Origin of the sequence: Glaesserella parasuis, assembly GCF_017352235.1 — a bacterium.
GTDB lineage: Bacteria > Pseudomonadota > Gammaproteobacteria > Enterobacterales > Pasteurellaceae > Glaesserella > Glaesserella parasuis.
This window is the reverse complement of record NZ_CP071487.1, coordinates 75,002-98,081: the sequence shown is the minus strand read 5'-3', so window position 1 is coordinate 98,081 and position 23,080 is coordinate 75,002. Positions and strand designations below refer to the sequence as shown.

Annotated in this window: 25 protein-coding genes and 2 pseudogenes; 11 read left to right on the top strand and 16 right to left on the bottom strand. The window is 38.6% G+C overall.

What is annotated here, in order from left to right:
* Nucleotides 1–48 precede the first annotated feature (48 nt).
* From xerC to J1G47_RS00475, 12 genes are all read right to left on the bottom strand, one after another.
* Nucleotides 49–951, bottom strand: coding sequence for a tyrosine recombinase XerC (gene xerC / locus J1G47_RS00530; RefSeq protein ID WP_207326682.1), 903 nt, complete (start codon nt 949–951; stop codon nt 49–51).
* Between the two features lie 6 nt (nt 952–957).
* Nucleotides 958–1,248, bottom strand: a complete 291-nt coding sequence (locus J1G47_RS00525) for a DUF5377 domain-containing protein (protein WP_005710996.1) — start codon at nt 1,246–1,248, stop codon at nt 958–960.
* 71 nt (nt 1,249–1,319) lie between these two features.
* Nucleotides 1,320–3,437 (bottom strand): glycine--tRNA ligase subunit beta, encoded by a 2,118-nt coding sequence (glyS, locus tag J1G47_RS00520; protein WP_207326681.1) that lies wholly within the window; start codon nt 3,435–3,437, stop codon nt 1,320–1,322.
* A gap of 31 nt (nt 3,438–3,468) precedes the next feature.
* On the bottom strand, nt 3,469–3,942 hold the full coding sequence (locus tag J1G47_RS00515) for a hypothetical protein (RefSeq protein ID WP_005710981.1): 474 nt from the start codon (nt 3,940–3,942) through the stop codon (nt 3,469–3,471).
* Nucleotides 3,943–4,186: 244 nt separating this feature from the next.
* Nucleotides 4,187–4,558 (bottom strand): endonuclease domain-containing protein, encoded by a 372-nt coding sequence (locus tag J1G47_RS00510; RefSeq protein ID WP_010786389.1) that lies wholly within the window; start codon nt 4,556–4,558, stop codon nt 4,187–4,189.
* A gap of 159 nt (nt 4,559–4,717) precedes the next feature.
* Nucleotides 4,718–5,350 (bottom strand): PIN domain-containing protein, encoded by a 633-nt coding sequence (locus J1G47_RS00505; protein WP_075605467.1) that lies wholly within the window; start codon nt 5,348–5,350, stop codon nt 4,718–4,720.
* A gap of 81 nt (nt 5,351–5,431) precedes the next feature.
* On the bottom strand, nt 5,432–5,698 hold the full coding sequence (locus J1G47_RS00500) for a hypothetical protein (protein WP_010786391.1): 267 nt from the start codon (nt 5,696–5,698) through the stop codon (nt 5,432–5,434).
* A gap of 53 nt (nt 5,699–5,751) precedes the next feature.
* Entirely contained in the window at nt 5,752–6,657 is a 906-nt protein-coding gene (gene glyQ, locus J1G47_RS00495; RefSeq protein WP_005710973.1) for a glycine--tRNA ligase subunit alpha, read from the bottom strand.
* A gap of 422 nt (nt 6,658–7,079) precedes the next feature.
* Complete coding sequence (gene rimO, locus J1G47_RS00490) at nt 7,080–8,411, bottom strand: 30S ribosomal protein S12 methylthiotransferase RimO (protein WP_035493886.1); 1,332 nt, start codon at nt 8,409–8,411, stop codon at nt 7,080–7,082.
* A gap of 165 nt (nt 8,412–8,576) precedes the next feature.
* On the bottom strand, nt 8,577–9,269 hold the full coding sequence (gene mtnN / locus J1G47_RS00485; RefSeq protein ID WP_207326680.1) for a 5'-methylthioadenosine/S-adenosylhomocysteine nucleosidase: 693 nt from the start codon (nt 9,267–9,269) through the stop codon (nt 8,577–8,579).
* Nucleotides 9,266–9,931: a thioredoxin domain-containing protein gene (locus J1G47_RS00480; protein ID WP_005710967.1), complete on the bottom strand. Its 666-nt coding sequence runs from the start codon at nt 9,929–9,931 to the stop codon at nt 9,266–9,268. The genes mtnN and J1G47_RS00480 overlap by 4 nt, the downstream gene beginning before the upstream one ends.
* A gap of 36 nt (nt 9,932–9,967) precedes the next feature.
* Nucleotides 9,968–10,192, bottom strand: a complete 225-nt coding sequence (locus J1G47_RS00475; RefSeq protein WP_015939828.1) for a SlyX family protein — start codon at nt 10,190–10,192, stop codon at nt 9,968–9,970.
* A gap of 92 nt (nt 10,193–10,284) precedes the next feature.
* Between J1G47_RS00475 and fkpA the strand changes: the two genes are divergently transcribed.
* The 5 genes from fkpA (at nt 10,285) to J1G47_RS00450 (ending at nt 12,727) form a co-directional block, all read left to right on the top strand.
* Entirely contained in the window at nt 10,285–11,004 is a 720-nt protein-coding gene (gene fkpA / locus J1G47_RS00470; RefSeq protein WP_010786395.1) for an FKBP-type peptidyl-prolyl cis-trans isomerase, read from the top strand.
* A 67-nt stretch (nt 11,005–11,071) separates the two neighbouring features.
* Nucleotides 11,072–11,728 (top strand): helix-turn-helix transcriptional regulator, encoded by a 657-nt coding sequence (locus J1G47_RS00465; RefSeq protein ID WP_075620801.1) that lies wholly within the window; start codon nt 11,072–11,074, stop codon nt 11,726–11,728.
* Nucleotides 11,728–12,081 carry a sulfurtransferase complex subunit TusD gene (tusD, locus tag J1G47_RS00460; protein WP_075620802.1) on the top strand — a complete coding sequence of 118 codons (354 nt, stop codon included), beginning with the start codon at nt 11,728–11,730 and terminating at the stop codon, nt 12,079–12,081. Before J1G47_RS00465 ends, tusD begins: the two co-directional genes overlap by 1 nt.
* Nucleotide 12,082: 1 nt before the next feature.
* A complete protein-coding gene (gene tusC / locus J1G47_RS00455; RefSeq protein ID WP_021110171.1) occupies nt 12,083–12,454 on the top strand; it encodes a sulfurtransferase complex subunit TusC in 372 nt (123 codons plus the stop codon).
* Between the two features lie 9 nt (nt 12,455–12,463).
* Nucleotides 12,464–12,727, top strand: a complete 264-nt coding sequence (locus J1G47_RS00450) for a DsrH/TusB family sulfur relay protein (RefSeq protein ID WP_005710954.1) — start codon at nt 12,464–12,466, stop codon at nt 12,725–12,727.
* 120 nt (nt 12,728–12,847) lie between these two features.
* Here J1G47_RS00450 and J1G47_RS12165 read toward each other — a convergent pair.
* Together J1G47_RS12165 and iolB are read right to left on the bottom strand one after the other, a co-directional pair.
* Nucleotides 12,848–12,952: pseudogene (locus J1G47_RS12165) on the bottom strand (L-fuculose-phosphate aldolase); the annotation flags it as partial.
* A gap of 404 nt (nt 12,953–13,356) precedes the next feature.
* Nucleotides 13,357–14,172: a 5-deoxy-glucuronate isomerase gene (iolB, locus tag J1G47_RS00445; protein ID WP_010786400.1), complete on the bottom strand. Its 816-nt coding sequence runs from the start codon at nt 14,170–14,172 to the stop codon at nt 13,357–13,359.
* 219 nt (nt 14,173–14,391) lie between these two features.
* Between iolB and J1G47_RS00440 the strand changes: the two genes are divergently transcribed.
* The 3 genes from J1G47_RS00440 (at nt 14,392) to J1G47_RS00430 (ending at nt 18,779) form a co-directional block, all read left to right on the top strand.
* A complete protein-coding gene (locus J1G47_RS00440; protein ID WP_112063146.1) occupies nt 14,392–15,903 on the top strand; it encodes a CoA-acylating methylmalonate-semialdehyde dehydrogenase in 1,512 nt (503 codons plus the stop codon).
* Between the two features lie 317 nt (nt 15,904–16,220).
* Entirely contained in the window at nt 16,221–17,153 is a 933-nt protein-coding gene (locus J1G47_RS00435) for a substrate-binding domain-containing protein (protein ID WP_010786402.1), read from the top strand.
* A 111-nt stretch (nt 17,154–17,264) separates the two neighbouring features.
* A complete protein-coding gene (locus tag J1G47_RS00430; protein WP_207326679.1) occupies nt 17,265–18,779 on the top strand; it encodes a sugar ABC transporter ATP-binding protein in 1,515 nt (504 codons plus the stop codon).
* 349 nt (nt 18,780–19,128) lie between these two features.
* Here J1G47_RS00430 and J1G47_RS11670 read toward each other — a convergent pair.
* A pseudogene (locus tag J1G47_RS11670) lies at nt 19,129–19,245 on the bottom strand (transcriptional regulator); the annotation flags it as partial.
* A gap of 173 nt (nt 19,246–19,418) precedes the next feature.
* Nucleotides 19,419–20,219 (bottom strand): ORF6C domain-containing protein, encoded by an 801-nt coding sequence (locus J1G47_RS00425; RefSeq protein ID WP_035525374.1) that lies wholly within the window; start codon nt 20,217–20,219, stop codon nt 19,419–19,421.
* Between the two features lie 120 nt (nt 20,220–20,339).
* On the opposite strand from J1G47_RS00425, the gene J1G47_RS00420 reads away from it, so the two are divergent.
* The 3 genes from J1G47_RS00420 to J1G47_RS00410 are packed head-to-tail and all read left to right on the top strand — an operon-like array spanning nt 20,340 to nt 23,019.
* Complete coding sequence (locus J1G47_RS00420; protein WP_035525371.1) at nt 20,340–20,606, top strand: helix-turn-helix domain-containing protein; 267 nt, start codon at nt 20,340–20,342, stop codon at nt 20,604–20,606.
* A 10-nt stretch (nt 20,607–20,616) separates the two neighbouring features.
* Nucleotides 20,617–22,587 carry a Mu transposase C-terminal domain-containing protein gene (locus J1G47_RS00415; protein ID WP_081378464.1) on the top strand — a complete coding sequence of 657 codons (1,971 nt, stop codon included), beginning with the start codon at nt 20,617–20,619 and terminating at the stop codon, nt 22,585–22,587.
* Nucleotides 22,588–22,596: 9 nt separating this feature from the next.
* The gene (locus J1G47_RS00410) at nt 22,597–23,019 is read left to right on the top strand and encodes a hypothetical protein (RefSeq protein ID WP_075605987.1); all 423 of its coding nucleotides are present in this window, start codon (nt 22,597–22,599) and stop codon (nt 23,017–23,019) included.
* Nucleotides 23,020–23,080 lie beyond the last annotated feature (61 nt).

The window sequence follows — 23,080 nt, the reverse complement described above, 5'->3', positions numbered from 1 at the left end:
TTAATCTCCATATGTATACAATCATAGAGTATTGAATGTATATCTAAATTAATACTTGTTCCTTTTAGCTCTTGGATGAGCCAAATCGTAAATTCTCGCCAAATACTGGAAATCAAGATGCGTATAAATTTGTGTTGTCGAAAGACTACTGTGCCCAAGCAGTTCTTGCACCGCTCGTAAATCTTGACTTGCTTCTAACATATGCGTTGCGAAAGAGTGGCGTAATTTATGGGGGTGAAGGTGGGTATCCGATGCTTGCTTTTGCCCCCATTTTTTCATCGCCAACTGAATAGAGCGGTGGGAAAGTCGCCCACCACGCTGATTAAGAAAAACGGCGTTGTCTTTTGGGTGAAACTGCCCACGTACTGCAAGCCACTGTTCAATTGCATCTAATGCTTTAGAACCAATCGGCACAATACGTTCTTTGTTTCCTTTACCGAGCAATCTCACTTCACGGTTAGGTAAATCCATATCGCCTAAATCTAACCCTTGTAATTCAGACAAACGTAGCCCAGAGCTGTACATCAATTCCATCATTGCCACATCTCGTAGATCAAGCGGTTCGTTACTGTCTATATTTAGCAACTGCCCGAGCTGTTCCGCATCAATATTTTTAGGAAGATGCTTATTGGCTTTAGGTGATTTTATTCCTAAGGTGGGGTTTACTTTTAATTCCCCTTGCTTCACCAAAAACGCCAAAAACTGACGTAGTGCTACCAACCGTAAACCAATACTTTTTGCACTTAACCCTTGTTTATGGCTTTGTGACAAAATCCAACGTACCGTCGATGCATCAAGCTCTTGCCAACGAGTAACTTCTGCTTGCTGTAACATTTCGCAAACCACTCGTAGTTGGCGTTGATAATTGCTGAGCGTATGGGGGCTTACTTGCTTTTCAATGCGTAAAAAGTCCCAATACAGTTGGGTTTGATGGTAAAGGAAGTTGCTCATAGACAATTAAGCCAAACCTAACTTACCAATTTTTACACCAATATTGCCCAGTGCAACTGGCCCAAGATATTCCGCCAAGAATTTAAACAGTTCATCAACACTGTGAAAAATGCAATGGGTTTGCACTTCATTTTCGACTTTACGGGTAAATTCGTAGCTGACTTTGTTCGCATCAATGTGAGCGGTGAGATTTAAATAAACCGTTTCAAAATAGTGGCTCATTGCCCCTTCTAACCCTGGATCGCTGATACGTACGTCCCACTGATTACTGAATAACACTTCGCTTTTGACTGACATTTTTACCTCTTTGTGTTTGCAAATTTTTGTTGAAAAAAGACTGCTTGTACAAGCGGTCTAATTGTCTTGTTTTATTGTAACAACGAAAAATCCGCTACTTGTAAGAATAAGTTTTGGAGCGTATTTAAAATCGCTAAACGGTTTTGACGCAGTTTTTGATCTTCCACATTCACCAGGACGTTGTTGAAGAAGCTATCGACAGGCTGGCGTAAACTTGCCAATTTGTCGAGAACTGCCGTGTAGTCACCTTGAGCGATCAACGGTTGGACTTCTTTTTCGAGTGCAATTACCGCTTCCGCCAACGCTTTTTCTGCAGGCTCAACTAAAAGAGCAGGATCTACCACACCTAGTTCTTCCAGGTTTATTTCTCCACTATGAACTGCTTTCGTTAATATATTACTTGCGCGTTCATACAGTGCAATCAAATCTTCAGCTGAATCTAGAGTCAAAAAGTGAGAAACCGCAAGAACTCGAGAATTAAAATCTGATAAATAGGTATCGTATGGTAAATCCCTATTCGGTTTACTTAAATGACGAGCTCGTACTGCAGAAATTATATCGGTTCGAATCCCTTTTTCCTGATACCAAGATGGGAGACGATCTAAAATAAAATTCTCAACTTCTTGTTCTACATTTTTATTAGTTAATTTATTCCCGAAAAGATTTTCTGATATCCTAATAAGCGAACGTAATCCAAGGAATAGATTATTTTCTACAATAATACGTAACGCACCGAGTGCCGCACGGCGTAAAGCGAATGGGTCGGCACTGCCTTTTGGCGCTTGACCGATACCAAAAATACCTGTGAGCGTATCGAATTTATCCGCTAACGCAACAGAACTTGCCACCAACGATTTCGGCAACTCATCGCCTGCAAAGCGTGGCATATATTGCTCGTTCAACGCTACCGCCACTTCTTCATCTTCGCCATCGTGACGAGCATAGTGCATACCCATTACGCCTTGCGTATCGGTAAATTCAAACACCATATTGGTCATTAAATCACATTTTGACAACAAGCCGGCACGTTTCGCCTTGGTTTCATCGGCACCAATTTGTTTTGCAATTTCGCCTGCAAGTTGTTCAATGCGAGCGGTTTTGTCACGCAAGGTGCCAAGTTGTTGTTGGAACAACACTGTTTCTAAACGTGGTAACTGATCTTCCAAACGCTGTTTTAAATCGGTTTTGAAGAAGAATTCCGCATCGGTCAAACGTGGACGCACCACTTTTTCGTTCCCTTCGATGATTTTGCTTGGATCTTCAGGATTGATGTTAGACACAAAGATAAAGTGCGGTAGCAATTTGCCCTCTTTATCATAAATCGGGAAGTATTTTTGGTCGCCTTTCATTGTGTAAACTAAGGCTTCCGCAGGCACAGCAAGGAAACGCTCTTCAAATTTTGCCGCCAACACGTTTGGATATTCCACCAAAGACGTCACTTCGTCTAACAAGTCTTCTTCAATATCCGCCACGCCACCTAAAGCGGTCGCTTTTTCTTGGGCTTTTGCAAGAATTAACGCTTTACGCTCGTTGAAGTCCGCAACCACTGAGCCTTTTTCTTTCAACAACGCAGGGTATTGATCGGCGTGGCTGATTTGGAACTCACGCTCGCCTAAGAAACGGTGACCACGAATAGTCGTACCGCTTGCAATACCTAAAATTTCGCCTTCAATCAGCTCATCGCCTAACAATAAGTTCACGGTGTGAACAGGACGCACGAACTGCTCGGTTTTATCGCCCCAACGCATTGTTTTCGGGATAGGCAATTTCGCCAAAGCATTGCTAATCATACCGACTAACAAGTTTTTGGTCGGTTGACCTTCAATCACCGCACGGTGAACCAGCCATTCGCCTTTGTCGGTAGCAATACGCTCCGCCTGCTCAACGGTAATACCACAGCCTTTCGCCCAGCCTTCCGCTGCTTTGGTCGGCTTACCTTCCGCATCAAACGCCGCCGACACCGCCGGCCCACGTTTTTCCACTTCTTTGCTTGGCTGACTAGTCGCAAGCCCCAATACTTTCACCGCTAAACGGCGTGGTGCCGCAAACCATTCCACTTTGTCAAAGCTCAAACCCGCTTGGTTTAATTCCGCTTCAACATTCTCCGCAAATGCGGTCGCTAATTTTTTGAGTGCCTTTGGTGGCAACTCTTCTGTGCCGATCTCGGCGAGGAAGTTTTGTGTTGTCATTTTGTTATTAATCTCTTATGCTAAAAATTCTTTAAATAAAGAATACTTTTGGAATCCACTCTTTATTTTCTTCTAACTTATACGGACCATGAATAGAAGCTCTACACTCCCCAATTTCAATTTCTCTTGTAGATGGAAATACAATATTTGGTAATTTATCAAGTTTCTTAAACTCATCTTTTTCTAATAAATTAGGAGAGATCGCAATCCAATCAATATATACCCTCCATTCATTTTCATCAGCATCTGTTCTTGCAATCCCTATTGCAAGAATATCCATCATTTTTGAACCTTGCCCTTGTAAACGCTTAACAGCAATTCGATCTCCTTTTTTGATCTTTCTAAATGAGTTTTGTTGGCGTATTATAGAGTTACCTCCAGAAAAACCCTCGGGATTTGGTTTATAATCTTTAGAATCCCAACAGTACCAATAACCTTTTTCAATAAAGGAATCTAAGATTTCTTCTTCACCACCCCTAGTAGCACCAACTAGCCAATAATTCATTTTATATGCTCCTAAATTATATTGAAGTATAAATCTCTCACTTCATTTTCTCTTCTGCCAAATCTCCCCTAACCCCTCTTTGCTAAAGAGGGGAATTGGTTCAGATGAAAATTCAATGTCAAAGCCCATCCAAAATAAATTTTAATTTTTCAGATGAACCTATAACTTTCTTCGATCTGATCCCCCTCTTTAGCAAAGAGGGGTTAGGGGAGATTTGGCAGAAGCTATTTCCGAAGAAATTACGCTATTTTTCTTCCACTTTTATCTCACTCAAATACTGATAAATCGCTTCCACTACACCATCAATATTTGTCATTACACTATGATTATCAAACCTCATCACCGTAAAGCCAAGCGAATTTAGCTCCGCATCTCGCAAACGATCTTTTTCTTGATAATCCGGCTCATAATGCTGACTTCCATCAAGCTCAATCACCAATTTTGCCTTTAAGCAATAAAAATCCACAATATAGCTTAAAAGGGGCTTTTGTCGATTAAAGCGAAATCCTAACAGCTGATCTCGGTTTATTCTTTGCCATAACTTACGCTCCGCTTCCGTTTGTGTAGAACGTAACTTTTGCGAAAGTGGTTTTAAATCTCTCGAATAAGGTTGCATTATTATTCACTTTTAGCTTCAACAAATCTCTGCTTCGCTCTTTCAACTCTAATTCAATTCGGTACGCAGTGAGTTCCGAATTTGAGACGCATTGCGTCTCGAATTAAAAAAATTTGCAAAATATCTATAAAATTAGACCGCTTGTTAGTTGTTAAAAAATTAAGGATAACTTACTTTATTTTCATTTACCTTAATCAACTTTTTCTGAACCAACTGATCAATAATTTTAGGCAATAATTTATCAGCTTCCTTTTTATCAACACCTTTAAGACTTGTTTGATTATAGATACTATTTTTTAAGGTAGCTAATTTAACTGGCAAACTACGTTTTTGTACTTTTGATATAAACGCCTTAAACTCTTGAACTACCTGACTAATCTTCTCTTGTTCTGCATTATTGACTTTTGTTGCTTGATTAGGCAATAACGGCAAAGCGATTTTTTCTTCAGTTTGGTTAATCGCTTTTCTAAAACAAATTCTCGGTTCTCGTTGGTGTTGAATAAATTGGCAAATACCATCAAAACCTTTGTCATTTGATAAAATATGAAACTCAATATTTTTATCGGTGCTTATATCTAATTTGCCTAAATAATAAGCAAGATGAAAATCTACGTTATTTTTTGAAATATCTTTTACCGTAATTAAGGTAATGTTTATTTCATCATTAAATTTTTCAGTCAAACGCAACTGGTTATTTATCGAGCCGATAAATAAAAAAGTGCGGTCATATTCCTGTAAATTTAAACCGTCTAATGAATTCACATTTTCATAATCAATAAAAGCGTATTTCATAAATTTCCTTATTTCTCTAGCTTTATTGGGACGTTAAGAACAAAAAAAGTTGAGTAAGATGCATTAAATTCAATTATGCAATCACTGATTGCAAAATCTCTCCAACTCCCCCAACTCTAATACCACTCTCTCATCTTCCAACACCAAAGCAGGAATACCGATATAGCCATTTGCTTTGGCATTATCAAAAGCTGGGTGGCGGTCACGCAATCTGAGAAATGGTTTGAAATTTGCACCGCTTTGGGTAATATCCACCGCTTCGTAGTCAATACCAAGACGTTGTAATTCAGCGACAAACGGGGCGGTATCAGGGCACCAGTGGGCGAAATATAAAATTGGTTTAGTCATTATTACCTCATTCAAATTCCCCCTCTTTGACAAAGAGGGGGTAGGGGGAGATTTTACTTACAACCCGGGAACCCCAACGCTTCACGGCTTGCGTAGTATGCTTCCGCCACGCCTTTGGTTAAGGTGCGAATGCGTAAAATGTAGCGTTGGCGTTCGGTTACAGAGATTGCTTTGCGAGCGTCAAGTAAGTTGAAGCTGTGTGCCGCTTTTAAGATACGTTCGTAAGCTGGTAATGGTAATGGTTTTTCTAGTGCCAATAATTCTTGCGCTTCTTTTTCATATTGATCGAAACAATAGAATAAGAAATCCGTATTCGCATATTCAAAGTTGTAGGTTGATTGTTCCACTTCGTTTTGGTGGAACACATCGCCGTAAGTGGTTTTGCCAAGTGGGCCGTCCGACCAAACAAGATCGTACACGCTGTCCACGCCTTGAATGTACATCGCTAAACGCTCTAAACCGTAAGTGATTTCGCCTGTTACCGGTTTACATTCTAAACCACCCACTTGTTGGAAGTAGGTAAATTGGGTCACTTCCATACCGTTTAGCCACACTTCCCAACCTAAGCCCCACGCGCCTAACGTTGGGTTTTCCCAGTTGTCTTCCACAAAGCGAATGTCATTTTGCGTTGGGTCGAAGCCTAACATTTTCAAGCTGTCTAAATAGAGTTCTTGAATGTTATCCGGTGATGGTTTGATTACCACTTGGAATTGATAGTAGTGTTGTAAACGGTTCGGGTTTTCGCCATAGCGACCGTCAGTTGGACGACGTGAAGGCTGAACGTAAGCAAACGCCATCGGCTCAGGGCCTAAAGCACGCAAACAAGTCATCGGGTGAGATGTCCCCGCACCGACTTCCATATCGAATGGTTGAACCACGGTGCAACCTTGGTTTGCCCAGTAATCTTGCAAGGCTAAAATCATACCTTGGAAAGTTTTAACGTTAAATTTCGCTGTCATTGTCTTTTTCCTAAAAATTCATTCAAAAATGTTGGCTATTATAACGTGTAAGCGATGAAAATTTGGGAATTTTTTGAAATTAGAAGAAAAATCTTTACTGTTACACTTTATCCATGATTCACATACGAACTATTAAGAAAATAACCCCATAGTAAGGAGCATTCAAATCAAACTAGAAGAAGCATCTGCATCGTAGCGTTGTTTGAACATCTCCACAATATATTTATGCTGATTATTTGAAGAGTCAGAAGGAGCTCTATAGTGGTACATTAATATTTGAGTACCTTATCTGAGGGTTGCAGGTGCTAAATAAATAGAGGGTGAGAGTGGAAAAATTCTAAACAGATCTCACCACTCTTTCAAAAAGTTAGCTATTGAAAAGCTACGCTGATTGTGAATTTATACAAATTCCTTAATAAAACTTAACAAGTTCCCCACAGATCATATTCATCTGCTTGGGTAATAGTTACTGAAATAATTTGCCCTACTTTGACTTCTGCACCTGAAAGATTATCTACATAAACAACGCCATCAATCTCTGGAGCATCTGCCATTGAGCGACCAATTATTCCTTCTTTATCAATTTCATCGACAATCACTGACAGGGTTCTGCCAATTTTCTGTTGTAAACGATCTGCCGAAATTTGTTGTTGTAATTGCATAAAGCGGTGGAAGCGTTCTTCTTTCACCTCTTCTGGAACTTGATCTTCCATTTCAGTTGCAACAGCACCATCAACAGGGCTGAATTTAAAACAACCGACACGATCTAATTGTGCTTCTTTTAAGAAATCCAATAACATTTGGAAATCTTCTTCCGTTTCTCCAGGGAAACCAACGATAAATGTTGAACGCAGGGTTAAATCTGGGCAAATCTCACGCCACTTTTTAATGCGTTCTAATGTGCGGTCAATAGATCCTGGACGCTTCATCGCTTTAAGGATTTTTGGACTTGCATGTTGCAATGGAATATCCAAATAAGGCAGAAGTTTCCCTTGAGCCATCAACGGAATAAGGTCATCAACGTGTGGATACGGATAAACATAATGCAAACGTACCCAAACACCCATTGAACCTAGTTGTTCACAGAGGGTGATCAAGTTGTTTTTGATTGGCATACCGTTCCAGAAAACCGTTTTGGTGCCTTCTTCTTTTTTCTTATCTAAAGCGTATGCGGAAGTGTCCTGCGATACAATCAACAGCTCTTTGACACCAGAATCCACTAAACGTTTCGCTTCATCTAGCACTTGTACGATTGGACGACTGTCTAAATCACCACGCATTGATGGAATAATACAGAATGTACAACGGTGATCACAACCTTCCGAAATTTTCAGGTAAGCATAATGTTTCGGGGTTAGCTTAATGCCTTGTTTTGGCACAAGGCTGACATAAGGGTTGTATTCTGGTTTAGGCACATATTTATGAACGTGTTTCATCACCGCTTCATAGCTATGTGGTCCTGTAATTTCCAAGACTTTAGGGTGAACTTCACGAATTTGGTTCTCTTTTGCCCCTAAGCAGCCTGTCACAATCACTTTGCCGTTAGCTTCTAATGCTTCGCCAATACTTTCCAAAGACTCTTGCACAGCACTGTCAATAAACCCACAAGTATTGACAATCACTAAATCCGCCCCTTCGTAGCTGGAAATGATGTTATAACCATCTGAACGAAGCTCGGTTAAAATACGTTCCGAATCGACTAAATTTTTAGGGCAACCAAGGCTCACAAAGCCGATATTTGGTGCTGAACTCATAAAACAATCTCAACAATATAGATAATCAAATAAACAAGCCTATGCAAAGCATAGGCTAAAGGAACAGAATTGTACAAAATTTGAAGATAAATTTCGACAACAAGCGGTTTTTTTATGGTTAAAATTTGCAAATATTACGAGATAAATTACCTCTTGCTGTTTTGATTAGGCAAAATTATTCAACATTGCCAATACAATTTCAGACGATTTTTCTGCAGCAAGCGGTAAGAATTCATCAAAAGAGAGATGAGATTCTTTGTCTGCCACATCAGAAATTGTACGCACAACAACGAAAGGCACTTGGAATGCGTGACACACTTGGGCGATAGAAGCGGCTTCCATTTCCACGGCTTTTACGGACGGGAAATCATTGCGAATACGAGCAATCATATCATTGCCATTCACAAAAAGATCGCCACTACAAATTAAACCCGATACCGCATTAAATCCGGCTTTTTCGGTTTCTTTGATTGCAATTTGTGCAAGTTGTTCGTTTGCCATAAACGCAGCTGGATTAGCTGGCAGTTGCCCTTTTTCATAACCAAAGGCGGTGACATCAACGTCATGATGACGAACTTCCGTTGAAATCACAATATCGCCTACGTTCAAATTGGCATCTAATCCCCCAGCAGATCCCGTATTAATCACCATTTCAGGTTTAGTTAGTTGTAATAATAATGCCGTTCCCATTGCAGCGGCTGTTTTGCCAATACCCGATTGCAATAGTGCAATGTCAGTATTATTAATTTTGCCTTCGTAAATTTTACAACCAGCAATTTCCGTTAATTTCGGCTCTGCCATATAGCCTAATAAAATTTCGACTTCTTGTGCCATTGCACCTATGATACCAATTTTCATTTTGTGACTCCTTGTTGTTCTTTTTGTAATTTATCGACTAAAAAGTCGAGTACGGCGTAGGTATAATCATCATTATAAAGAGTACTTTTAGTTAAAATATATTTACCATTCAAGACAGCCATAGGAATAACTGGCGGTGAATAGCGTTTTATTAATTCATAATTTTGTGAAATTCTTTTCGGGTAATTTTCCTGTTTTCTTACCTGCTCAACGGTGTCTAACGAAATCTGATGTTTATTCAACCATTTGGTTATTGCTTCACCATTGGTAATAAGTCGATCATTTTGATAAGAGCTATCAAATAAATACTTCTCGCTTAATTCAGGTTTTCCCAGTTCTGAAAAAAGTGCATTTAAACTTACCGTAATTCCATATTTATTCTCACTAAAAGCGGCAACACGTTCTAAAACCACTTTGTCTGAATGTCGAGAAGCATATTGTTTTAAATAATCATCACCGTTTAAACAGACTTCACAACCATACTGATAAAAATAAGTGATTAAAACCCGATTATCTTTTGGTAACAAAATATCTAGTGGTTTTTTATAAGAATAGTAGCCTTTTCCATCTTGGAATAGCGGTGTTTTTGTAGGTTCTTCTGCAAAAAGCGAAGATATAAATAGCCATAAGCTAATAAAATAGATCCAATTTCTAAATTTCATTATGTTATCCATTGAACAAAATCACTAAATATCACTCTAATAGTGCGGTGGCGGTGTTTCTTCTGCACGACTTGCAACATTACTTGGCTGAACACTGTGCAATTTTTCAGCCAAATGGCGTATTTGGTGCTGCAGTTTTTCTAGCATAAACTGTTGGGTAATTAAAGCTTGATTAAGTTCCTCGATCGTATGATCTTGGAAAGCAATTTTAGTTTCTAACTCCGCCAAAGAGGTAGTTATCTTATTGAAATTTTCTGACATTTCAAAATAAAGGTTGTATTAAAAAGAAATACACTTTACCCTATCTACCTTTGTTTTAACACTCTATTTAATGACTTTTACAAGGAAACTTTATGTTTAAAAACAAACTGTCTGCATTAGCAATGATGACTGCAACACTTTTTACAGCACAAGCAACTTTTGCCGAAACCAAAGCTGATGCTAAGTTTATTGATGATTCATCTTACGCTTTTGGTGTATTAGTAGGAAAGGATATTGAGAGAGTTATTAGCTCTCAAAAAGAGATTTTTTCTTATAACCAAGAACGTGTTTTAGCTGGTGTGCAAGACACATTGAAAAAAAGCGGTAAGTTAACCGATGAAGATTTACAAAAACAATTAAAAGCGTTAGATGCTTATTTAGTTGAACAAGAAACTAAAATCCTAGCAGAAAAAAGTAAAGCAACCATTGAGGCTGGCGATAAATTCCGTGCTGAATATGCAAAAAAATCCGGCGTGAAGAAAACTCAATCTGGGCTACTCTATAAAATTGAGAAAGCTGGCTCAGGCGAAGCACCAAAAGCAACTGATACAGTAAAAGTACATTATAAAGGTACATTACCAGATGGTACTGTGTTTGACAGCTCTTACGACCGTGGTGAGCCGATTGAGTTTCAATTAAATCAATTAATTCCAGCTTGGGTTGAAGCAATCCCTATGTTGAAAAAAGGTGGCAAAATGGAAATTGTTGCTCCACCACAACTGGCATACGGCGACCGTCAAGCAGGGAAAATCCCGGCGAACTCCACATTAAAATTTGAGATCGAATTATTAGATTTTAAACCAGCAAAATAAGTTTACTTAAACGCATTATAGGGGCACAATTTGTGCCCTTATTTTTAATTTTATGTAGCGAAAAAGTATGACAGCAAAATTCAATCCGCTTTCTGATGAAGATCACGCCATTTTGGCTTCCTACTTTCCCGTTGTTGATGGTATAGCAGCTCTCATTGGTGAGCATTGCGAAATCGTACTGCATTCCCTTGAGTTCTTAGAACACTCTGCGATTTATATCGTCAATGGGCATAACACCGACCGCAAAATTGGCTCGCCGATTACAGATCGGGCTTTGTGGTCACTTCATCATATGCAAACCGACAGCGTATCCAAACCTTATTTCACTCGCGCCAAGGGTGGAGTATTAATGAAATCTGTCACCATTGCCATTCGCAACGGTAAACAACACGTTATCGGCTTAATTTGCATTAATATCAATCTTGATATCCCTGTATCGCAATTTTTAAATAGTTTTATTGCCCCACAGGAAACCGAAGGTTCAGTGAATTTTGCAAGTTCTGTTGAAGACTTAGTGGCTCAAACCATTGAAAACACCATTATCGAAGTAAAAAACGACCGTAACATTTCTAACAGCAATAAAAATCGCCATATTGTCACTGCATTATTTGAAAAAGGTATTTTTGATATTAAAGATGCAATCAACCAAGTTGCTGACCGCTTAGAGATCTCTCGCCACACGGTTTATCTCTACATTCGCCAGCTCAAACAGGACGGTGAATAATGCGATATGTGTTGGCAGTAAAACACGGGGTGTATGGCTCACAAGGGGCGTATCTAGCCTATCAAGTTGCTCAAGCACTTTTAGCTCAGGGGCATAGAATTGAACAAATCTTCTTTTTTCAAGATGGGGTTAGCAATGCAAATCAACTTATTGATCCAGCCAGCGATGAACTGAATTTGGTTGAGGCTTGGAAAAGCTTAGCCCAATCTCACCGCTTGCCGTTACATCTCTGTATTGCAGCCGCTCAACGACGGGGCATTGTAGAGCAAAATCTTGCTGAAGGTTTTACCCTTGCAGGTCTTGGTGAATTTAGCCAAGCGGTATTTACTGCAGATCGATTACTGACTATTTAAAATGAAACGTTATAAACTTGCTATTCTCTTTACTCAGCCCCCATTTGGCACATCAACAAGCCGAGAAGGTCTTGATGCTCTATTGGCTGCCAGTGCTTTTTGCAATGAAGATGAAATTGCCATTTGCTTTCTCAATGATGGCGTATTCAATCTAGTTGCTAATCAACAGCCTGAAATGATTTTACAAAAAGATCACATATCCACATTCAAGCTAATCGATCTCTATGATTTAACCGAATGTTTTGTCTGCCAACAATCAGTAGATGAGCGTGGGCTACATCACGCAGAATGGATACTACCCGAACTCCGTTTTGTTAGCCGAACAGCATTATTTGATACCCTGCATCAAGCCGAAAAAGTACTCACATTCTAAGGACATACTATGCTCTATACATTTTCCAAAGCACAATATGACTTATCAACACTAAACGCTATTCTTGAACAAGTTACCCCTGATGATGCCATCGTGTTATGGCAAGATGGCGTATTACAAGCGGTAAAATACCCACAACTTTTTACCAACAAGACAGTTTTTGTGTTACAAAATGATATAGAGGCAAGAGGATTAACCACCACATTGCCAACAATCTCGCTGGCAATGTTGGTGCAATTGACGGAGAAGTACTATCCGCAAGCATATATTTAATAATATAGTTGTTACTCTAGTACTATCAATGCTTCTCTTCTACTCTCAATCTATAAGTTGAGAATTTGCCTAAAACAACTTTAATTTCTTCATCAGAAAGGATTGGGACATCTGGTGTCGTTGCCAAGTACCGAAAGTAGCATAAGGCACACACGGAACGTGATTTGTTCCCGTAACGCCAATCATATAATGAATAGCTGGAATATCTTTATTTAAGATAGATACTCCAGTATAGGATTAGTGTACCACTACAAGCACCGTTTTCACCCATTAAAGCGTGAGCTTCTCCCTTATGTAGTTCAAGCTAAACATTCTTTAAGGCTTGAACTCCCACAAAAGATTTGCTGATGTTCTTCATTGAGAGTAACGGCGTATTGTTATTGACTGCGGTCATCTCTGCCTCCATTACAATAATAAAAATGGTTTACCTAGGTAACGGAAAGCATATTTGTACAAAGTTGACAGTTTTCAAAGTGGATTTACATTGAGATGTTAATTTTGTGAAAGGTGTCACAAAAAAATCATTTATTGATTATTTTTTTCACAAAAAGAACCTACCCGATTTTTTGAAAAATGTAGGAAAATCGGGCAGGTTAAACGGAAAGATATTATATGTTTCAGTAGAGTATCTATTTGAATTTCTCACTATAAGCCATACTGTTTACCCAAGCATGCTCGCTTTCCCACGTAAATTGCCATTTACGTACAGGACCAGCCATCACATTTAAATAGTAATTATTATAGCCAGCAATAGTCGCTACTGGATGATAGCCTCTTGGTACTTTCACAACATCTTTATCATAAACCGCCATACATTCATCTAAGCTTCTATCATCAGTATAAACTCGTTGCATTGCAAAACCTTGTGCAGGCTCAAAACGGTGATAATAAGTTTCCTCAAGATAAGTTTCATTTGGAGAATCTTTTTGGTCGTGTTTGTGGCTTGGATAAGAACTCGTATTGCCTTCATCAGTAAAGACTTCCACAACTAATAAACTATCAGCAGGCTCAGTTTCAGGCAAAATATTATGTACCAATCTTTGGTTATTACCGACCCCTCGTTTTTCTACGCCTATCTCTTGTGGCTTAATTAAGCGTAATGGTAAATCACCATTACTAGGCGCTCGACAAACAGCCAGTTCTAAATCTTCCGTAGCAACAACTTTTAGTTGGTAATGATGAGGAACATATAAAGCATAAGGAGGAATCTTTTCAAAAGGTGTAGACCTATTCCCAATATTTTCAAAAACTTCTGTTGGGGTGATTACATTGCCTTTCCCTGCAACAAACACTAGACAGAGTTCACTTGTCCCACTCTCTAATGTAATTTCTTCTCCTTTACTCAAAAGGTAAGCATCAAAACCTACATACTCCCAATTTGCGTTTTCTGGTGTAATGTGCTGGATTTGTCCGTGTTTTTGACTTTTTGACAGTAAATAGCTCATAAATACCTCACATTAAATATTATTGACCTAAGCCTGTACTATAAAAAATATCTACACTTTTTTGTATTAGAAAATGCTCATTTTTCTATACGGATCACAAAAATGAAATATATTTTTCATTTTAATGATTTTTAGCTTGAAATTTTCTTTTTTTAGAGGTAGCTTTGCACCGTTATTGTCTAGAATTCCTTCTACTTTATATTTCATAGGAGCACACACATGAGCCAATTTGTTCAGAATTTCATTAATGGTACAAAAGTAGAGAGTGCCAGCTCTCGTTTTTCTTCTGTATTCAATCCAGCTACAGGAGAAGAAATTAAAAAAGTTAAACTCAGCACAGTAGCAGAAGTCAATCAAGCTATTGAAGCTGCAGATAAAGCATTTCCTAACTGGTCGCAACAGTCCCCATTAAGACGAGCAAGAATTTTATTTAAATTCAAAGAGTTACTTGAAGCAAACTTTGATGAATTAGCTCGTCTAATTACAACGGAACATGGCAAAATTTACTCTGATGCAATAGGGGAATTAACTCGTGGTTTAGAAGTTGTTGAGTTTGCGACAGGTATCCCTCACTTACAAAAAGGGGAATTCTCAGCAAATGCTGGACGAGGTATTGATATTCACTCAATGCAGCAGCCATTAGGTGTTGTAGCTGGTATTACACCATTTAACTTCCCAGCAATGGTGCCGATGTGGATGTTCCCTATTGCTTTAGCTTGTGGTAACACTTTTGTATTAAAACCATCTGAAAAAGATCCATCTGTATCTATTCGTTTAGCTGAACTATTAAAAGAAGCTGGTTTACCTGATGGTGTATTCAACGTTATTCAAGGTGATAAAGAGGCTGTTGATATTTTATTAACCGACCCTCGTATTCAAGCAGTCAGTTTTGTAGGTTCAACTCCTATTGCTCAATACATTTATGAGAAAGGTTCAGCTCATGGTAAACGTGTACAAGCTCTTGGTGGAGCCAAAAACCATGCATTAATTATGCCTGACGCCGATATTCAAATTACAGCAAATACCTTACTTGGTGCAGCATTTGGTGCGGCAGGTGAACGTTGTATGGCACTTTCTGTTGCTGTTGTTGTGGGAGATGAAGCAGCAGATAAACTTGTTGAAGCCTTGGTACCAAAAGTACAAGCATTAAAAATTGGACCAGGAATTTTACCAGAAGGTCAACAAGAAAATGATATGGGGCCTGTTATTTCAAAAGAACATAGAGCAAAAATCATCAGCTATATTGATCAAGGCGTAGAACAAGGAGCGAAACTTTGCGTTGATGGTCGTCCGTATAAAGTTGCAGGCCATGAAAATGGCTACTTTGTGGGAGGAACCTTATTCGACAACGTTTCAACCGATATGACTATTTATAAAGAAGAAATCTTTGGTCCAGTTCTTTGCGTTGTACGTGCGAAAGATTATGCTCACGGTATGTCTATTATTAATGGGCACATTTATGGTAACGGTAGTGCTATCTTTACAAGTGATGGAGATGCAGCTCGTCAATTTACCCAAGATGTACAAGCAGGTATGGTTGGCGTAAATATTCCAATTCCAGTACCGATGGCATTCCACTGTTTCGGTGGTTGGAAAGCTTCTATCTTTGGTCCATTAAATGTGTATGGTAGCGATGGCGTTCGTTTCTATACTCGCATGAAAACCATTACAACACGTTGGCCAGATAATAGTGTGAGATCACAAGCTGCCTTTAGTATGCCAACACTATAATCTCTCAATTCTAACACTATAAAAAAATAGCCTAACTTCAACGTTAGGTTATTTTTTCCCAAAAACATATTCTCTAAATTTTTAGCATCATCAAAAGTCTATAACAAAAAATTTACATAAAAAAACACGATCTAATTCACAAAATTAAAATCTAGTCGTTGCCTACATAAATACTAAATGTTATACATACACTTAGACAATTTATTTCAAATTGTTGGATTTTGAAATTTATATTCACAATAAATTTCTTATGACATTGTGCAATATAGTGGTATTTCAGAGATTTCGTTATTCGCTCAACCTTTAAGGAGTGGCTTATGAAAAAAGCATTATTAGCTGTTTTATGCAGTGGTTTATTACTTTCTCAAACAGCATCTGCCAAAAATATTGTTATTGGTGCACCAATGGCTGCATTTGCAGATAAATGGCAAACCTATTTACAAGAGTCTGTAAGAGATTTTGATGCAAAACATAATGACGTTGAAATTAAACTCACTGATGCAAATGGTGACCCTGCACGTCAATTAAATGATGTTGAAAACTTTATCGATCAAAAAGTTGATGCATTATTAGTTGTTCCAACAGATCCACAAATTGTGAAGAGAATTGGGAGATTAGCGAAGAAAGCGAATATCCCGTTAATTGTTGTTAACCGTAAACCAAACGATGAAGATATGCAATATGTTACTAGCTATGTTGGTTCTGATGAAATTGAAGCTGGACGTATTCAAGGTGATTACATTGTAAATGCTTTAAATGGTAAATCTGCAGAATCTTTAATCTTAATGGGTATTCTTGGTTTAGATGCAACAGCTAAACGGTCAGAGGGTGTGAAAGAAATCTTTGCTAGAACAGGTAACGTTAAAGTAGTTTCTGAACAAGAAGGTAAATGGGAAAGAGACAGAGGTCTCACCATTACAGAAAACGTACTTGCCGCTAACAAAAAAATCAATGTTATTGCAAGTAACAATGATGAGATGGCAATTGGTGCAGTACTTGCAAGCCGCAAGTTAGGTATTAAAGATGAAGACATCATTATTGTAGGTGTTGATGCAACACCAGATGCTCTTGAATACTTAGGCAGTGGCTTAGACGCAACAGTATTCCAATCAGCTCAAGGACAAGGATACGCTGGAGCAGAAATCGCTTATAAAATCGCAAAAGGAGAAGCTGTTGAAAAATACAACTGGGTTCCTTTTGAATTAGTGACTCCAGATATGAAAGAGAAATACAGAGCAAAATATAAATAATTAACCATAAACTTATTAAAGGGTGAATTCACCCTTTAATAAGTTATCTCTTTTATTCTCAATCTATGAGGACAAAACGATAAATCATCCTTAAAAACCAAGGAGTCAAAAATGAATACAACTAGCTCCCCTTACATTTTAGAGATGCTAAATGTATCTAAAACGTTCCCCGGGGTAAAAGCGTTGGACGGTATCAACTTAAAAGTAAAACGTGGCACAATTCACGCATTAATGGGGGAAAATGGAGCAGGTAAATCTACCTTGATGAAAATCCTGTATGGTATCTATATTCCTGATGACGGTAGTGAATTAATTTTAGATGATAAACCGTTCAAACCATCTCGCCCTATTGATGCTATTCGTAGTGGACTCACAATGGTTCCCCAAGAAATCTCTCCCGCTGCAAATTTAACTATTGCTGATAACTTCTATTTGGGAAGAGAAATTACTCAAGGAAAATTCTTATTAAACCAAAAAGAGATGGATCGTAAAGCAGCAGAATTTCTCTCTGAGCTTGGTATTCCAATGGACGTTACCGTCAAAATGTCCGAAGTTTCAGTTGCAAAAGCTCAATTAGTTGCTATTGCCACTGCGGTTTCTAATGATGCCAAAATCATCATTATGGACGAACCAACAACCGCTTTAACCGAAATGGAAGTAGAACAACTATATAAAATCATTGATGCGGTTAAAAAACGTGGTATCGCCATTATCTTTATCTCTCATAAACTTGATGAAGTTTTCAAAGTATCTGATGAAATTACCGTTATTCGAGATGGACAATATGTGGGTACAAAAGCCACTACTGATGTAACCAAAGAAGAATTAATTTCAATGATGGTTGGACGGGATATGTCAGAAATGTTCCAAAGAGAACGTTTTGAATTACCTGATGAAATCGCCCTTGAAATTAAGAATTTTACTCGAGCAGGTAAATATGAAGATGTTAGTTTCTCTGTCCGTAAAGGAGAAATCTTTGGTATTGCGGGTTTAGTTGGGGCTGGACGTTCTGAAATTGTAGAAAGTTTGTTTGGTTATAAACCTGCGGATAGTGGTGAAATTTATATTCACGGGAAAAAAGTTGAGATAAACAACCCGCTTGATGCAATGGAACATAAAATCGGCTTTGTGACTGAAGACCGAAAACTAACAGGTTTATTCCTGAACCTAAATATTATCGACAATATGATTATGCCTCAAATGTCACCTTATTTAGAGCATTTTCTCATTTCTGTTGATAAATCCCATAAAACCGCCAATGAGCAAAAAGATAAATTAAAAATTAAAGCACCTGATGTAGAAGTCATCACCAATAACTTATCTGGGGGAAATCAACAGAAAGTATTACTCGCTCGTTGGTTACTTCTCGAACCTGAAATCCTCATTCTAGATGAACCAACCAAAGGCATTGATGTTGGAGCTAAGGCAGAACTTTATAAGTTAATGGTAGAACTCTCAAAACAAGGTAAAACCATCATTATGATTACTTCGGATATGTTAGAGCTATTATCGATGAGCGATCGCGTAATGGTTATGCACGAAGGTCATAAGGTTGGCATTATTCCATATCAAGAACTCTCTCAGGAACGAGTCCTAGCATTTGCATCTGGATTAGTAAAACAGTAAAGACTCAAACCATATTATTTATAAATAGCGAGGTATGTACTATGTCACAAGCAACATTAAAGAAAATAATTAATACATATGGAATGGTGTTAATTTTAATTATTTTATTTTGTGGGGTACTAACTATTTTTGCATAGAAAGAAAGAAAAAAATTTGGGCTGAAAAAATGCGGTGGAGCTTTGTGTGATGGGGCTTACCGCATTTTTTGTTGGGGGGAGTTATGCAAAAAGTAAAATGGGCAAAAATGGTTGAAAATGGGCAGTTTTTGCAATATTTTTTGCATAGGTTTGGGCAGGTTTGATCGGTTTTTAAAATGGGTTTAAGAAATTTTAAAAACCATTTTAAATTTTTAAATTAGGCTGTGTCCGATATGAACCACTTGCCCGATGATTTGCAGGTTCTGGGCGTTGTTGCTCGAAATACTAATTGGTAAATGCCCTTCTTTGTTGTCGCTAATCAGCGAAATGTTACTTCGCCCTTACTCATTTTTAACGTCATAGTTATATATGGAAAACTTTGACGTTTCTAACAAATTCATTTAAAGCGTCATAGTTTCTCTAACTAATTGATATATAATAGAAAAATACTATTCCACATATTTAAGTTAGAAAAATAACTATGACGCTAAAACGTCAAAGTTTATTTCTGTATAGAGCGTTTTTTGGTAGAGACAGATTGATATACTTTTTGAAGTTGATCATCGCTTAGCTCGGTAATGCTACCGACGGCATATTTGCTTTGCAGATGTTCGCTTAACCAATCTTCAATCCCTTTTGTATTGATTTTTATATAAGCGTATTTCTTGTTACGCCAAGTATTGCCGACTTTCTTCGGAGCTGATTTTGATGATGAAAGTCTACCAATCCACTTTCTTAAATATGTGATAGCTTTGTCGGTTTTCTCTACAGGGATTAGTCTGTAGGTAGCAACCCCGCAGTGCTTATTAAGAGAGGACCAAACAGCTTGATATGATTTAGGAGATTTTTTTACTTTCTCTTCTAATTCAACAATCTCTTTTACTAAATCTTGCAGAGTTCTAGCGATTTCTTCACTAATATGAATTTCATTTGGCTCAACGATAGCTTTTGTTTTTGTTGTATATTTTTCCGTTTTGATATTATTGATCGTTCCGCTATTGATAATGCCATTATCTCCATAAATAACATTATTGCCATTTCCTTTAATGTTATTTGATGGTGAGTTAAATTCTTCAATGTTTTTTGAATGAATACCAGTAATAACATATTGAACATCTACACCTAACTGTGCTGCACGCCCAAGAAACTCAGCAGATATACCGCTTCTTCCTAATTCATTAAGTCTTAATGTTTCTCTGTTTACTTCTGTTTGATGTGCAAAATTGGCTTGGCTATATCCTAATCTAGTGCGTTCTTCGACCAATCTAATGCCCATATCCTCACGGGTAATTGCTAGTTGCATAAAAAATCCTCAAATAAATACAAAATTATTTGACTTGCCAAAAATTATTGGCATATAATAAACTTGTTTTCTTAATTAGTTGATTTAACCAGTTTAAATAATTGGTTGATAGGGGATTTTATGAACCAAAAAGAAATTTATCAAGCATTAAAAAGAAAAAACTTAAATGCCTCGATGATTGCTGAAGCTCTGGGCGTAAGTTCTCAAGCTGTTTCAAGTGCAATTAAACAAGGTAAGAGCAGCCAAAGAATTGCAAAAGCTATTGCTATTGCTATTGATGAACCATTAGAAAAAGTGTTTCCACATTATGCAAAAAAAGAACAAAAACAAGTGTTTAGGAATAATCAGATTGCTCGCTTAAAAAATCAATTTTCTCAAATGATTTAGCGAGGCTGGCATGAAGGCATTGCAAGAATTTTATAACGCAAATGAATTGGCTGAATTAAATCTTAAGTGTTTACCAAGCAGTAGTAGAAGGATTTTTGAAAAAGCTAAACGAGAAAATTGGAAATCACGAAAACGTCAAGGGCGTGGTGGTGGCTTAGAGTATGAACTCATCTCAATGCCCGAAGCCGTCCAAACCGAAATCCGCTCACGTTTTGCGGTGGCGGTGGTGGAAAGTAAGCCGAAAAAATTACCTGCGGTGAAAGCCGAGGTGGATTTGGCGAACTTGACAACCAAACAGCGTGAGATTGCTGATGCTCGCATAGGGCTGATCCAGTATGTGTTGGATTTAGAACAATCAATGAGCCGAATTAAAGCGGTCACTTATGTTTGCGAACTTGCAAAAAGTGGCAGATTGCCTCCGCATCTTGCGGTGTTGGTTGAAACGGCTAACGCTAAAAAATCGAAAAAACGGACAGTCAGCGTTCGTACTTTAAATGGCTGGGTGGTGGATTACTGCAAGGTGACAAGCGTTGAGCAACGGTTAAAACTTTTTGCCCCACTCGTAAGGCAGGAAGTTAAGGCAGAAGAAATTTGGTGGCTTTCTTGGTTGTTGGGGATTTACCGTCAGAAGAATGCGTTAAGCGTGCAAGAAAGTTATCGTTACTTTGAGGCGGAGTGGGTTGAACGGTATGCCGACAATCCGATGATGTTAGAGGCAATGCCTAATATCAGCAAAGTAAGGCGAGCAATGGCGAAGTTGCCGATCCATATCTTAGAGAAAGGTCGCTTAAGTGGCTCGAAATATAAGCAGTTATTGCCTTATGTGATGCGTGATTGGTCGCCATTTGTGGCAAATGATATTTGGATTGGTGATGGTCACTCACTGAAATTAAAAGTTGCCCACCCTGTACACGGCAGACCGTTTACCCCTGAGCTGACAATGATTGTTGATGGGGCAAGTCGAAAAATCGTGGGCTGGTCGCTGTCGTTGAGTGAAAACGCTTTTGCGGTGCTAGATGCGTTACGACACGGTATTGCGACACACGGTGTGCCAGCGATTTATTACTCTGATAACGGTGGCGGTGAGAAAAATAAAATACTTGATGCAGAAGTCACAGGGATTTTACCACGTTTCTCTATCCACCACGCAACAGGGATTGCAGGTAATCCGCAGGGGCGTGGGATTATTGAGCGGTTAAATAAGACGGTAGGTTTACGAATTGCAGAGCGATTTGAAACTTACTACGGCAAAAATGCCGATCCTGAAGCCACTCGTAAGATGTTGGCTAGACAGTTGGCGTATGCGAATGCAAAAAATGGCAAGGAACTGACCGCTTTGCAGAAGAAAGCTCGCAGAGAGTTGCCAAGCTGGGAAGAGTTGAAGGCAGTTATTCAAGAAGTGATTGATTGGTACAACAATGAACACGTTCACAGTGAAATTCGCTGTACGCCAGCGGTGAAATACCAACGAGTGACCGACATTGAAAAAGTGGTGTGGTTGAGCGATGTTGAATTAAGGGATATTCAACGTCCTGAATTTATCCGCACAACGAATAGAGGCTTGATTGAGTGGAACAATCATAAGTATTTCAGCTTGAATTTGTTGGATTACCAAGGGGAAGAAGTTGTTATCGGGGTGGATATTCACGATCCGATGTGGGTGCAGGTGCGAACCAAAGACGGACGGTTTATCTGCAATGCCGAGTTTGAAGGGAATAAACGAGATGCGTTTCCGCAGTCCTTTGTTGAGCAGAAACGTGAGGAGCGAGCCAAAGGCAGACTTAAACGGAAAGAGCAACAAGTGGCAGAAATTATGGCAGAGCGTAATCCTGTTATTACGATTGAACACCAGCAAAGCGAGTTAATAACCACAAGTTATCAACCAAAACGAGAAAAAGTGTCTGTTCGTCCTATTTTTACCAGTGTGGTAGAGAGGGAGGAGTGGGAGAAAAAACAAGCATTAATTGAAGCCGTAGGCTAAGGGGAAATGATGAAAAAAAGTGAATTATTAAAACAATTTCAACGTGAAGAACAGGTAAATGCTGAGCGTAAAAAGGTGCGTGAGGCAAGACGTGCAGAGTTAAAAGCACCTTTAAATAATAAGGTGACCTGTTTGGTTGAGTTTAATGGAGTGGCTTTTGAGCTTTTTCTTGAAGTTCGCAAACTTGCTCCATTAAAGGCAAATACAGATCGTCCGCTACTTGAGAAAGTGTTTCAAGCGTTTGCGAATCCACACCTTCCGCCTCAAGTAGATCCAGTTGTATATCAACAACATTTGAAAAATCACTTAGGGCTTGCTCTGCAATCTCTGGCGATAGGGTTGCTAATTGGCGAAACAGAGAATGAACAAGCTCAGACTGAATACCTTGTATCCCAGTTAGCAAAACGAGGAGTGAATGTAGCTCTGATTTAGTGAGTTTATTAAGGTCAGGTGGAGTTTTTAGCATAACGAAGCCTATTGATGAAAAAAGAGA